Raw genomic sequence first — 13,804 nt, 5'->3', positions numbered from 1 at the left:
GCCGCACAGGAAGGCCCGCACAGGAAGGACCGAACATGCAAACGAACTTCACCCCCGAGCAGCTGCGCGACCCGGCGATCAAACGCTCGAACGACGTGCTGCGCACCTGTGTGCACTGCGGCTTCTGCACCGCGACCTGCCCGACCTACCAGGTGCTGGGCGACGAGCTGGACAGCCCGCGGGGCCGGATCTACCTGATCAAGGACATGCTGGAGACGGGCCGCCCGGCGGATGCGAAGACCGTCAAGCATATCGACCGCTGCCTGTCCTGCCTGGCCTGCATGACGACCTGCCCCTCCGGCGTGCACTACATGCACCTTGTCGATCACGCGCGGGAGTATATCGAGCAGACCTACAAGCGCCCGTTCTCGGACCGGGCGCTGCGCTGGGTGCTGGCGCGGATCCTGCCCTATCCCTCGCGGTTTCGCCTGGCGCTGCTGGGGGCAAAGATCGGCCGGCCCTTCGCGCGCTTCATGCCCGATCCGCGGCTGAAGGCGATGCTGGCGATGGCGCCGAAGACGATCCCGCCGGTGTCCCGGCTGGACGATCCGCAGGTGCTGCCCGCCGAGGGGCCGCGCCGCAAGCGGGTCGCGCTGATGACCGGCTGTGCGCAAAAGGCGCTGAACACGGACATCAACACCGCGACCATCCGCCTGCTCCGCCGCCATGGCTGCGAGGTGGTGATCGCCGCAGGGGCGGGGTGTTGCGGCGCGCTGACCCATCACATGGGCAAGACCGCGGAAAGCCACGGCAGCGCGGCGAAGAATATCCGTGCCTGGGCGCGAGAGATGGACGGAGAAGGGCTGGACGCGATCATCATCAACACCTCGGGCTGCGGCACGACGGTGAAGGACTACGGCCACATGTTCCGGAACGATCCCTTGGCCGAGGATGCGGCGCGGGTGGCGGAAAAGGCGCGCGACATCTCGGAATTCATGGTGGAACTGGGGTTGCAGGGGGCGGACAAGGCGCCGCCGCTGCGCGTGGCCTATCATTCCGCGTGCTCTTTGCAGCACGGCCAGCAGATAAGGACGCACCCCAAGACCTTGCTGAAGGACGCGGGCTTCACGGTGATGGAACCGGCGGACCCGCACCTCTGCTGCGGCTCGGCGGGGACCTACAACCTGATGCAGCCCGAAATCTCGGGGCAGTTGAAGGCGCGCAAGGTGCGGACGCTGGAGGCGCTGACGCCCCAGGTGATCGCGGCGGGCAACATCGGCTGCATGATGCAGATCGGCGGCGGCACCGATGTGCCGATCGTCCACACCGCCGAACTGCTGGACTGGGCGACGGGTGGGCCCATTCCGCCACAACTTTCAGGCAATCTTGCCATCGCTGCTGAATAGATTCGCCATATTTCCACGCGACGATAGCTTACGACACGTGGGAGAACGGACGTGAAGAAGCTTATCGAGGCAGGTACGCGCGCGGCGCTCGTCGCGCTGGGTCTTTCTTTTGCCGGGGCGGCCGCCATGGCCGAGGGTTCGGGCCTGCGGATGCTGAGCACCGCGGACGATGCCCGCGAATGGGCCGCCGTGGGGCGGCTGAACGTCGGGCGAAACGCGTTCTGCACCGGTGCGCTGATCACCGAAAGCCACGTGCTGACCGCCGCCCATTGCCTGTTTTCCCGCCGGACCGGGCGGCAGTACGCGGCGGAGCGGATCGTGTTCCAGGCGGGCTGGCGAAATGGCCGGGCGTCGGCCACGCGCAAGGCGCGGCGCTACATCATCCACGACGGTTATGAATTCGAGGGCGAGGACAAGTTGCGCCGCGTGGCCACCGACATGGCCATCGTCGAGCTGGAGCGCCCGATCCGCGACAGCGCCATCGTCCCCTTCGAGCGGGACGCGCGCCCGCGCACCGGGGACGAGGTGATGGTCGTGTCCTACGCCGCGGGGCGTGAGGACGCGCCCTCGCTGCAGGAAGGATGCGGGCTGCTGGACCAGCGCGGCGATGTGCTGATCTATTCCTGCGAGGTGACGTTCGGGGCCTCCGGCTCGCCGGTGTTCGTGCTGTCCGAGCAGGGGCCGAAGATCGCCTCCGTGATGTCGGCGATGGCGCAGTGGCGCGAGAAGGACGTCTCGCTCGCCGCCTCGCTCGGAGGGCAGCTGGATGCGCTGCTTGAGCAGCTGGCGAGCAGCGATCCGGTGTTCCGCACCCAGACGGTCGAGGATGCGGCGGGGCGGGCCTCGCTCTCGCACCAGCTCGGGCGGCGGGGCGGGGGCGGTGGCACCCTGCCGCAGATCAGCCGCTGAGCCTGCTGGCGCTCATCTGACTGGAATCGGGCGCGTATTTCCGATCCGCGCGGGTCTTGAAGCCGGTTTCCCCCTATCCCATATCAAGAGTGCCGGGTGCCGATGGTCGGGCTTGGCAATGACTTGGGATCTGTCCCCTCGGGAAGGTTCCGCACACATATCGTATCGCTTCTGAAGGAGGATGCACCATGCGCACCTATGATTTTTCCCCGCTTTATCGCTCCACCGTCGGGTTTGACCGTCTCGCGTCCGTTCTGGACCAGGTCATGACCAACGACGTGAGCACCCAGTCCTACCCCCCCTACAACATCGAGAAGACCGGCGAGAACGCCTACCGCATCACCATCGCGGTGGCCGGTTTCACCGAAGCAGAACTTTCGATCGAGGCCAAGGAAGGGCAGCTTGTCGTTTCCGGCAAGAAGGCTGCCCAGGAAACCGAGCCGAACTACCTGCATCGCGGTATCGCCACCCGCGCTTTTGAGCGCCGGTTCCAGCTGGCCGACCACGTGCGCGCCACCGGTGCGGTGAACGAAAACGGGCTGCTGCACATCGACCTCGTGCGCGAGGTGCCCGAGGCGCTGAAGCCGCGCAAGATCGAGATCAGCACCGCCAAGGCGCTTGAAGCCACCGCGAACTGATCGCGAACGCCTGACGCATACGAAAAGCCCGGCCAGTTGGCCGGGCTTTTTTGTTGGCCGGTGAACGACCGGCGGGCAATCCGCCCTACCCGCCGCGCAGCCGCTTCAGCAGCCCGAGCGAGGCATAGCCGTCCGGCACCAGCCCCTGTGAGCGCTGGTAGTCGCGGATCGCGGCCATCGTGTTGGCCCCGATCAGCCCGTCCGCGCCGCCGGTGCTGAAGCCGCGCGCGCTGAGGCGCTTCTGGATCTCGACCTTCTCGTTGCGCGACAGGGCGCGGTCGTTGCGGGGCCAGGGGGCCTGGAAGTCCGCGCCGCCGCGAATGCGGTGCGCGAGGTGCCCCACGCCCATCGCGTAGGATGTGGCGTTGTTGTAGCGCTTGATGACGTTGAAGTTCTTGAACACCATGAAGACCGGCCCGCGCGCCCCGGCCGGGGCGAGTAGCGACGCCTCGCCGTAGTTGGGCACGGCCTTGCCGTCGACGCCGCGCACGCCAAGCTGGGTCCAGCGGCTGACCGGACGCCAGATCTTCGGGTCGATATTACCGTAGTTGAAGCCCTGCGGCAGGCGCACCTCCACCCCCCAGGGCTGGCCCTGGGTCCAGCCGAAGCGCTTGAGGTAGGCGGCGGTCGAGGCCAGCGCGTCGGTCGGATCGTCGGACCACACGTCCCGCCGCCCGTCGCGGTTGAAGTCCTGCGCATAGGCCAGGTAGGACGTGGGAATGAACTGGGTGTGCCCCATCGCCCCCGCCCAGGAGCCCTTCATCGCCGATGGCGCCACGTCGCCCGATTGCAGGATCTGCATGGCGGCGATCAGCTGCTCTTCGGCAAAGCGGCGGCGGCGGCCGTCGTAGGCCAGCGTCGCCAGCGAGCGGATCACGTTGTTGGACCCGCGATAGCTGCCGTAGTTGGTTTCCATGCCCCAGACGGCCAGAACCACCTCGCCGTCCACGCCATAGGTCTTTTCGATCGCCGCAAGGGTTCGCGACAGGCGCTGCGCGTGGCCGCGCCCGTTCTGGACCCGCGCGTCCGAGACGGCGGTGTCCAGGTATTCCCAGATCGCCTTGGTGAATTCCGCCTGGCGGCGGTCAAGGCGGATCACGTCGGGGTCGGGGGTGATTCCGCGAAAGGCGGCATCGAAAGTGCGCGCGCTGATTCCGGCGGCATAGGCGCGGGGGCGGAAGCCTTCGCGCCAGGTCTGGAAGCCGGAACTCGCCTGCGCCACGGCAACGCCGCTGTCGCCTGCATCGCTGCGCACCAGGGGGCGGACGTCGGAGGCCGACGCACAGCCCGACAGCGCGGGTGTCATTATAAGGAAGGCGGCGCATAAAGCGCCGAATACTCCACGGGTCATGCTCTGTCCTGCTCAATTCTTGTCTTGCTTTGCAGGCAGGGTACATCAAAACCGGCCACACGGCCAAGCGTTCCGGAATACGCGGCCCCTCACCCCCGTATCGCGGGCAGGATGCCGCCGAGCCTGCCGGAACGCCCGCCTTTGGGGCCCGTCCGGCGGGGCGGGGCAAGCCTTTGACTAGCCCCGGTTCTTGCGTTTGATCTTGCGCGCCGTCTTGGCTTTGCGGGCCTTCGCCTTGCCCGGTTTGCGGCGCGAAACGTGCCGTCCGGGCCGCTCCGCGCTGCCGCGCGGCAGGCTTTCGCCCTCAAGCTCCAGCACCTCGAAGATCAGGCCGCCGGTCACGGCCTCGGCCTCGGTCAGGCGCACCAGCGCGCGCTGGCCGAGCGCGATGATCCGCCCCGAGCGGTCGCCCATCAGGGTCTGCGCCTCGCGGTCGTAGTGGAAAAACTCATCCCCGAGCGAGCGGATCGGCACCAGCCCGTCCGCGCCGGTTTCCTCGAGCTTCACGAAGATGCCGAAGCGCGCGATCCCCGACACGCGCCCCGCGAATTCATTGCCCACCCGGTCCGCCAGGTAGGCGGCGAGGTAGCGGTCCGTCGTTTCGCGTTCCGCCTGCATTGAACGACGCTCGGTCTGGCTGATCCATTCCGCCGTCGCTTCCAGCCGCTCGGCGTCCTCGGCGGTCAGCCCGTCCTTGCCCCAGCCATGGGCGCTGATAAGCGCGCGGTGCACGATCAGGTCGGCATAGCGCCGAATGGGCGAGGTGAAATGCGCATAGGCGCGCAGGCTCAGCCCGAAATGGCCGAAGTTCTGCGGGAAGTAATAGGCCTGCGTCATCGAGCGCAGGACGCTCAGGTTTATCAGCTCCGCCTCGTCCAGCCCGGCGGCCTGGTCCAGCAGGCGGTTCAGCGAGCGAGTGCTCAGCACCTGGCCCTTGGCCAGGCTCAGCCCGGCGGCCTCGGCGACCTTGCGCAGCGCGTCCAACTTCTCTGGGCCCGGTTCCTCGTGCACGCGGTAGATCAGTGGATGGCGCTTCTTTTCAAGGGTTTCGGCGGCGCAGACATTGGCCAGCACCATGAAATCCTCGATCAGGCGGTGCGCTTCCAGCCGCTCGCGGAAGGCGACGCTGGTCACCTCGCCCGTGTCGGACAGGACGATGTGCCGCTCGGGCAGGTCCAGGTTCAGCGGCGCGCGCTGGTCCCGCGCCCGCGCGGCGGCTTTATGGGCAGCCCAGAGCGGGCGCAGAACATCGTCCAGTAGCGGCTCGGTTTCCGCATCCGGCTGCCCGTCGATCGCCGCCTGCACGGCGCGATAGGTCAGCGCCGCGGGCGAGCGCATCAGCGCGCGGTGAAAACGGTGGCTGGTCTTCACGCCATTCGGGTCGAGGTGGATTTCCAGCGCGATACAGGGCCGGTCCTGCCCCGGCACCAGCGAGCAGAGGTCCGCCGACAGCGCCTCGGGCAGCATCGGCACGACGCGGTCCGGGAAATAGGTGGAGTTGCCGCGATTGCGCGCTTCCTCGTCCAGCGGGCTGCCGACGCGCACGTAATGGGCGACATCGGCGATGGCGACCCAGACGATGTGCCCGCCCTCGACATTCGGGTCGGGCAGGGCGCAGACGGCGTCGTCGTGGTCGCGCGCATCCTCCGGGTCGATGGTTATCAGCGGCAGATGGCGCAGGTCGGTGCGCTTGCCCAGGGTAACGGGTTTCGCCGCCTCGGCCGCGTCCAGGACCGAAGCCGGGAATTCGTCGGGGATTCCATGGGCGTGGATCGCGATCAGGCTGACCGCCTTCGGCGCGCTCGGATCGCCGAGGCGCGCGGTGACGCGGGCCCGGGGCAGGCCCATGCGGTCCTTCGGGCCGGATTGCTCGGCTTCCACCAACTCGCCATCCGCCGCGCCGTGGCGTTCCGCGTTGGGCACGATCCATTCGTGCCCGGACTTGCGGTCGATCGACAGGATGCGGCCCGTATCCTCGCCCGCGCGGTAAAGGCCGATGATCTTGCGCGGCCCGTGGCCGATGCGCCGGATCAGCCGACCCACGTAGGCGACGCCGGGTTCCGTTCCCGGGGTCAGGCGGGCCAGGATGCGGTCCCCCTCGCCCAGGGCGGGTTCATGGGGGCGCATCTGCATCAGGATGCGCGGCTCGGGCCCGTCGTCTTCCCATTGCGCGGGCGAGGCCCAGAGGTCGCCGTCCTGGTCCGGCCCGTTGACGCGCAGCACGCTGACGGGCGGCAGGGCGCCGGGCTCGCGGATATGCTTGCGCGCGCCCATGATCTCCCCCTCGGCAGCGAGTTCCTTCAGCATCTTCTTCAGGGTGATCCGGTCCGCGCCCTTGATCCCGAAGGCGCGCGCGAGGTCACGCTTCGAGGTTTCGCCGGGGTTGTCGCGAATCCATGCCAGAAGTTGTTCTTTGGTGGGGAGGGTGCTCATGGAGCATGGCCTAGCATGTGGCGGCGCGGGCGGGAAGGCGGCATCGCTGCCCTGTCAGGCTTTTGCGCAGCCCTGCCAAGCCCGTCCCCGCGTGGCGGCGCGCTTGTGCGCAGCGCCACGCGGGGGCAGGATCACTCGTCAGCGTCCGCCTTTTTCGCTGCCGCTTTCTTCGCGGGGGGCTTTCTTGGCGGTTGCCTTCTTGGCCGCCGGCTTCTTTGCCGTGGTCTTCTTCGCCGCCGGTTTCTTCTTGGCCGCGGCCTTCTTCTTCGGGGCTTTCGCGGCAATCAGCTCAAGCGCCAGTTCCATGGTGACGTCCTGGGGCTCGGTTTCCTTCGGGATCGTCGCGTTGACCTTTTCCCATTTGACGTAGGGGCCATAGCGCCCCTCCATCACGTTGACGGGCCCGCCGTCGGGATGGTCGCCAAGCTCCTTCAGGGGCGTCGCCGCCGACCTTCCGCGCCCGCCGTTCTTGGCCTTTTCGGCCAGCAGCTCGACCGCGCGGTTCATGCCGATGGTATAGACCTCTTCCGGGTCCTTGATGTTGGCGTAGATGCGGCGCGGCTTCTTCTCGCCCTCCGCCGGGGGGAGTTCGTGCATCACGTAGGGGCCGAACCGCCCGAGGTTGCTTTCCACGGTGCCGCCTTCGGGGTGTTCGCCGATGAAGCGGGGCAGGGATAGCAGTTTCAGCGCGCGCTCCAGGTCCACCGCCGACAGGTCCTCGCCCTTGGGGATGGAGGCGCGCTTGGGCTTGGGGTTGTCCTCGGTCGCCTCGCCACGCTGGACATAGGGGCCGAAGCGCCCGGTGCGCAGGGTGATCTTGTCGTCGCCGTCATAGCCGAGCAGCTTGCCGTCCGGCCCGGCGACGTCGCCGCCCTCAAGCTCGCCCGACAGGGGGCGGGTGTAGCGGCATTCGGGGTAGTTCGAGCAGCCGATGAACGCCCCGCCGGAGCGCGCGGTGCGCAGGCTGAGCCGGCCCGTGCCGCAGGTCTGGCACTGGCGCGGGTCGCCGCCGTCTTCCCGCTCGGGGAAGATGTGGGGGGCCAGGACCTCGTTGATCTTGTCCAGCACCTCGGTGATGCGCAGTTCCTTCGTCTCGTCCACATGGGCCGAGAAATCCGTCCAGAAGTTCGCCAGCACCTTCTTCCAGTCGGCGTCGCCGCTGGTGATCCGGTCGAGTTCCTCTTCCAGCGCGGCGGTGAAATTGTAGCCGACGTACTTTCGGAAGTAGTTTTCCAGGAAGGCCGTCACCAGGCGGCCCTTGTCCTCTGGGATCAGGCGGTTCTTTTCCTTGCGCACGTAGTCGCGTTCCTGGATCACCGACACGATGGAGGCATAGGTGGACGGGCGTCCGATCCCCAGTTCTTCCATGCGCTTGACTAGCGTCGCTTCCGTGTAGCGGGGCGGGGGCTGGGTGAAATGCTGCTCGGGGGAGACGCGGCGCTTGTCGGCGGCCTCGCCCTCGGTGATCTGGGGCAGGCGCTTGTCGTCGTCGTCCACGACATCCTCGTCGCGGCCTTCTTCATAGACCTTCATGAAGCCGTCGAACATGACCACCTGGCCGGTGGCGCGCAGGCCGACCTGGCCGTCGGCGCTGGCGATGTCCACGGTGGTGCGTTCCATCCGCGCGGCGGCCATCTGGCTGGCCAGGGTGCGCTTCCAGATCAGGTCGTAGAGCTTGCGCTGGTCCGGCTCCAGCCGCGCCAGATCCTCGGCCGAGACGGTCATGTCCGTGGGCCGGATACATTCGTGCGCTTCCTGCGCGTTCTTGGCCTTGTTCTTGTAGATGCGCGGGCTGTCGGGCAGGTAGTTCGCGCCGTAGCGATCCTTGATCGCATCGCGCGCGGCGGTGACCGCCTCGGGGGCCATGTCGATGCCGTCGGTCCGCATGTAGGTGATATGCCCGGCTTCATAGAGCCGCTGCGCGGTGCTCATCGTGGCCCGCGCGCCGAAGCCGAACTTGCGGCTGGCTTCCTGCTGCAGGGTCGAGGTCATGAACGGCGCCGAGGGGTTGCGCGTGGCGGGCTTCGCCTCGACGCTGGCGATGGTCAGGTCGCGGGCGTTGATCGCGCTGACGGCCAGGTCGGCGGCTTCCGCGGTTTCCAGGTCGAACTTGTCCAGCTTCTTGCCGCCGAGCTGGGTCAGCCGCGCCTCGAACTCCTGCCCGCGCGGGGTGGCCAGCAGCGCCTTAACGGACCAGTATTCCCGGGCGCGGAAGGCCTCGATCTCCATCTCGCGCTCGACGATCAGGCGCAGGGCGACGGATTGCACGCGGCCCGCGGATTTGGCGCCGGGCAGCTTGCGCCACAGCACCGGGGACAGGTTGAAGCCAACCAGGTAGTCCAGCGCGCGGCGTGCGAGGTAGGCTTCCACCAGCTCCATGTCGATCTGGCGCGGGTTCTGCATCGCCTCGGTCACCGCGGACTTCGTGATCGCGTTGAAGACGACGCGATCCACCTCAGTCGTCTTCTTGACCGCGCGGCGTTTCGTCAGTGCCTCAAGCAGGTGCCAGGAAATCGCTTCACCCTCGCGGTCGGGGTCGGTGGCGAGGATCAGGCGGTCATCGTTCTTCAGCGCCTCGGCAATGGCGCGGACGTGTTTCTGGGACTTCGGATCGACCTCCCATTTCATGTCGAAACCGTGGTCCGTATCGACCGAGCCGTCCTTGGGCGGCAGGTCCCGCACATGGCCGTAGGACGCGAGAACGGTGTAATCCGATCCGAGATACTTGTTGATCGTCTTTGCCTTTGCGGGGCTTTCGACAACGACGACAGCCATGGGATCTCCGATATTCAGTTGGGGGTGATTCAAGGTGCCGGAACATGTGGTCGGCACTGGCGCATGTCAAGCCAGTGCTTTTTTCGGGCATTTGTCAGGGGACGACGCGGATCACGAAACCGCTCGTCATCGCGGCGCGCTTCGCCAGCCGCGTGTCGGGGGGCAGGATCGCCTCGGTCCGGACCCCGCGCGAGTCGAAAAAGGCGATGACGTCCGACACTTCGCCGATCTGGTGCCAGCCGACGGCCAGCATGTCGCAACCCGGCGGCAGGGGGGCGTTGTCGGGCGAAAAACTGGTTAACTCGATCTGGGGGCGTTTGATGCCGCCGAGGAACACTTCCTGCGCGAATTTGTCCACGGTCGAGGGTCGGATGACATAAATCGGCGCGCCGTCGCAGGCCGCGGGCGCGGCGGTGGTGATCGCCCATTCGATCATCTGGGTGTTGCGCGTGGCGATGTCTCCGACGCGGATCCCGACCAGCGCGACGGCGATCAGCAGCAGCGGTGTGGCGGACAGGCGTTGCATCAGCGCCGGGGGGGTGAGCAGCACCGCGGCCAGGCTGACGCCGGGTACGCAGACGATCAGGTTGCGGGTCGTCAGGACCGGCGTGTGAAGCGAGATCAGCAAGGTGACCCCGGCGACGATTCCGGGCACCGCCAGCATCCACAGCGCGATGCGCCTCTGCGCCGGGTCCACCGAAGGGCTGCGCCGAAACAAAGCCAGGCCGAAGACCAGCAGCACCAGCAGGATCTGCTGGGCGAAAAAATCCAGCAGCGGCTCGGGTCCCGTCTTGATCCAGTTGATGCCGCCAAGCTGGCCCGAGGCGCTGGCGATACCGAACGCGAAGCCGAGCACCGCGCCGCCAATCACCAGGCAAGCCATCCCCAGCACGGCGGCGCGCGCGATACGCCCGGCGCGCAGATGTCCCAGGGCCGACACGCCGAGGATCGTCAGCCCCGCCGCCGTGCCGAAGAAATGCAGCGATCCCAGGATTGCCGCGAGCAGGATCAGCCAGCCGGTCTGCGCGCCCTTGCCCGAAAACTCGGCCAGCAGCAGCGCCTGGGCGAGGAATGTCAGCCCCAGCAGCAGCGCGTAGGATCGCAGGTCCAGCCCCAGTTGCAGGGTGTATCCGTTGACCAGCACCAGGCAGACCAGCAGCCAGAACCGCCCCCGCTCCAGCTGTTTCGACGCGATCCAAAGGCCAAGCGCCAGCGCCGCCGCGCCGATCAGGTTGATCGCGCGCAGCGCCGGGGTGCTGCCACCGACGACTTCCCCCCAGGTGCGGACCAGCATGGTGAAGGTGGGCGGATGCACGTCGCGCAGGATGATGTCCCAGTCCTGCGCGCGCCCCACCGCCGCCGCGCCGAGGGTATAGACCTCGTCGAACCAGAAGCTGCGGTCCCAGCCGAGCGCCACGACAACGGCCAGGATCGCCACGCTCAACGCGGCGGACAGGGGCAGCCACGGCCGCCGTGGGGCAGATCGCTCGCTCATCCCTTCGCGCTACCATGGGGCGGGCAAAGCGGACAAGCGTCACCGGTCAGGACCCGCCCGTGCGCAGGCGACCGTGGCGCATCCGCCGCGTTGCGGGCGGGCCGTGCAGGGCGACAAGGCGCGCCATCACGCCCCCGGCGGGGTGGAGACGAGCCCCCCCGGATGCCGCAGTACCCGCCCCTCCAGGTCCAGCGCGGCGAGCGCGGCCAGAACTTCCGAGGGCGGCTGCGCCAGTTGGCGGATCAGGGCGTCCTCGCTGATCGGGGCTGGGCCGAGCAGGTTGAAGATGGCAGCTGGCAGTTCGCGCCCGCGGGGCGTCGGTGTGTTGTCGCGCGTATCAATGGGCGGGGCGGGGCGCGCCCGGCTCGGGGCGGCGGACAGCGGCAATTCCCCTTGCGCGGTCGGAACCGGGCGCGTGGGGGCGGGGCAGGCCAGCGCCTGAAGGATATCCTCGGCAGAGCGCACCAGCGTCGCGCCGTCGCGGATCAGCATGTTGCAGCCCGCGGCGCGCGCATCGAAGGGGTGGCCGGGCACAGCCATCACCTCGCGGCCCTGGTCGGCCGCGGTCCGGGCGGTGATCAGGCTGCCGGACTTCGCGGCCCCCTCCACCACCACCAGCCCCGGGGCAAGGCCGGAGATGATGCGGTTGCGCCGCGGAAAGTGCCGCGCGACCGGGCGCAGACCGATCGGCGCTTCTGAGATCAGGCAGCCCGTGCCGAGGATTTCCTGCGTCAGCGCGGCGTTTTCCGCCGGGTAGATCACATCCACGCCGCCCGCCAGGACCGCCGTCGTCCCGGTTCCGGCACTGCCCTTGTGCACCGCCGCGTCGATGCCGCGCGCCAGCCCGGACACGGTGCGCAAGCCAGCCTCGCCCAAACCCCGGGCGAGGTATTCGGCCGTGCGCATCCCCAGCGCGGAGGCGTTGCGCGCGCCGACCATCCCGACGCAGGTCAGCATCGGGCCAGGCAGCGTGCCGCGCACCCAGATCAGCGGCGGCGGGTCCGGGATTCCGGCCAGCAGGGCGGGGTAGTCCGGCGCGCCCAGCGGGATCGGCCGCGCGCCCAGCCGCCGGCCCGCGTCGAGTTCGCGCAAGGCGGCGTCGCGGGTGAAGGGCGCATAGTCCCGCGCCCCGGCCTCGGCCGCGATCCGGGGCAGCGCGCCGATCACGGCGCTGGCACTGCCATATTCCGCGATCAGGCGCAGGAACGTGCTCGGCCCCACGCGGTGGGAGCGTGTCAGGCGCAGCCAGTCCACCAGTCCGGAATCCGAACGGGGCAGCGCGGCCCGGGGAATCGGCAGGGCAGGGGCAAGCGTGTTCATCGCCGCGATCCTGCGGCGACGATGGTTAATGCTTGGTGAAGCGGCGGTGCGGAGCCGTCAGACGCCCCGTCAGTCACACCGTCAGGCGGCGGACCCGCCCACCGTCAGCCCGCCGATCCTGAGCGAGGGCAGGCCCACGCCCACAGGCACCCACTGGCCGTTCTTGCCGCAGTTCCCCACACCGGGATCGAGGGCGAGGTCATTCCCGATCGCCTGGATTTTCTGCAGCGAGGTCGCGCCATCCCCGATCAGAGTCGCGCCTTTGATCGGCGCGCCGACCTTGCCGTCCTTGACGCGGTACGCCTCGGTGCAGCTGAACACGTACTTCCCGTTGGTGATGTCCACCTGTCCGCCGCCGAAGCCCACGGCGTAGACACCATCCTTCAGGTCGGCCAGGATATCCGCCGGATCCGCGTCGCCGCCCAGCATGTAGGTGTTGGTCATGCGGGGCATCGGGATATGCGCGAAGCTCTGCCGCCGGCCGTTCCCGGTGGCGGGAACGCCCATCAGGCGGGCGTTCTGACGGTCCTGCATGTAGCCGACAAGGATGCCGTCCTCGATCAGGACGTTCTTCGCGCTGGGCGTGCCCTCGTCATCGAAGGTGATGGAGCCGCGCCGGTCCGGGATGGTGCCGTCATCCAGCACCGTGACGCCGGGGGCCGCGACGCGCTGGCCCATCAGCCCCGCAAAGGCCGAGGCTTTCTTGCGGTTGAAGTCGCCCTCAAGCCCGTGGCCCACCGCCTCGTGCAGCAGGATCCCGGGCCAGCCGGGGCCGAGCACCACGTCCATGACGCCCGCGGGTGCCGCCTCGGCGCGCAGGTTCACGTCGGCGATGCGCAACGCTTCCTTCACCAGCCCCTGCCAGTGATCGCGGACCATCAGCCCGTCCAGGCCGAAACGCCCGCCGCCGCCGGCGTTTCCGGCTTCGCGCCGCCCGTCCTTTTCCAGCGTGACCGACACGTTCAGCCGCGCCATCGGGCGGAAATCCACCAGGCGCTGCCCGTCGGGACGCAGGATCTCCACCTCCTGCACCGAGGCGGCGAGCGAGGCGGAAACCTGCACCACGCGGTAATCGAGCGCGCGGGCGTAGTCGTCGATCTCCTTCAGGGTTTCGACCTTGGCCGGGAAGCTGACGCCGGTGACTGAGTCCACCTCTTCATACAGCTTCGTGTTGGTGCCCTTGGGCGCGTCGGCCAGCGTGCCGCCGCCGTCGCCCACCGCAAGGCGCGCGGTTTCGGCGGCGCGGCGCAGGGCCTTTTCGGAGAGTTCGGTCGAATGGCCATAGCCGGCGGTTTCCCCGCGCACGGCGCGCAGGCCGAAGCCCTCGGCGGCATCGTAACTGGCGTTCTTCAGGCGGCCGTCGTCGAACACCAGGCTTTCCGAGCGGCGGCGTTCCAGGAACAACTCACCGTCATCGGCGCCGGAGGTGGCGTCGCGCAGGATCGACAGGGCGGTCGCTTCGTCGAGATCGCTTTCGAAGGGGCGGAATGCATCGCTCATCATGGGTCCTTTGTGGCAGATCGCGGGTTTGACGCGC

General features: G+C 68.3%; 9 protein-coding genes. 3 read left to right on the top strand and 6 right to left on the bottom strand.

Going from position 1 to position 13,804, the window contains the following annotated elements:
* Positions 1-35 precede the first annotated feature (35 nt).
* From glcF to DJ029_RS00960, 3 genes are all read left to right on the top strand, one after another.
* Entirely contained in the window at positions 36-1,346 is a 1,311-nt protein-coding gene (glcF, locus tag DJ029_RS00970; protein WP_112320457.1) for a glycolate oxidase subunit GlcF, read from the top strand.
* Positions 1,347-1,397: 51 nt separating this feature from the next.
* Positions 1,398-2,255, top strand: a complete 858-nt coding sequence (locus tag DJ029_RS00965) for a trypsin-like serine peptidase (protein ID WP_112320456.1) — start codon at positions 1,398-1,400, stop codon at positions 2,253-2,255.
* Positions 2,256-2,443: 188 nt separating this feature from the next.
* The gene (locus DJ029_RS00960) at positions 2,444-2,893 is read left to right on the top strand and encodes an Hsp20 family protein (protein WP_112320455.1); all 450 of its coding nucleotides are present in this window, start codon (positions 2,444-2,446) and stop codon (positions 2,891-2,893) included.
* 85 nt (positions 2,894-2,978) lie between these two features.
* Here the strand turns inward: DJ029_RS00960 and DJ029_RS00955 are convergent, their stop codons facing one another.
* The 6 genes from DJ029_RS00955 to tldD form a co-directional block, all read right to left on the bottom strand.
* Positions 2,979-4,244 carry a lytic murein transglycosylase gene (locus DJ029_RS00955; RefSeq protein WP_112320454.1) on the bottom strand — a complete coding sequence of 422 codons (1,266 nt, stop codon included), beginning with the start codon at positions 4,242-4,244 and terminating at the stop codon, positions 2,979-2,981.
* 177 nt (positions 4,245-4,421) lie between these two features.
* Positions 4,422-6,677: a ribonuclease R gene (gene rnr, locus DJ029_RS00950; protein ID WP_112320453.1), complete on the bottom strand. Its 2,256-nt coding sequence runs from the start codon at positions 6,675-6,677 to the stop codon at positions 4,422-4,424.
* Positions 6,678-6,815: 138 nt separating this feature from the next.
* On the bottom strand, positions 6,816-9,452 hold the full coding sequence (topA, locus tag DJ029_RS00945) for a type I DNA topoisomerase (protein ID WP_112320452.1): 2,637 nt from the start codon (positions 9,450-9,452) through the stop codon (positions 6,816-6,818).
* A gap of 94 nt (positions 9,453-9,546) precedes the next feature.
* Positions 9,547-10,947: a hypothetical protein gene (locus tag DJ029_RS00940; RefSeq protein WP_157966222.1), complete on the bottom strand. Its 1,401-nt coding sequence runs from the start codon at positions 10,945-10,947 to the stop codon at positions 9,547-9,549.
* A gap of 126 nt (positions 10,948-11,073) precedes the next feature.
* Entirely contained in the window at positions 11,074-12,267 is a 1,194-nt protein-coding gene (dprA, locus tag DJ029_RS00935) for a DNA-processing protein DprA (protein WP_232822926.1), read from the bottom strand.
* A gap of 81 nt (positions 12,268-12,348) precedes the next feature.
* A complete protein-coding gene (tldD, locus tag DJ029_RS00930) occupies positions 12,349-13,770 on the bottom strand; it encodes a metalloprotease TldD (protein ID WP_112320450.1) in 1,422 nt (473 codons plus the stop codon).
* Positions 13,771-13,804: the final 34 nt, after the last annotated feature.

The sequence above is a fragment of the Oceanibium sediminis genome, assembly GCF_003265325.1.
Classification (GTDB): Bacteria; Pseudomonadota; Alphaproteobacteria; order Rhodobacterales; family Rhodobacteraceae; genus Halovulum; species Halovulum sediminis.
This window is presented reverse-complemented; position numbering and strand designations above follow the sequence as displayed.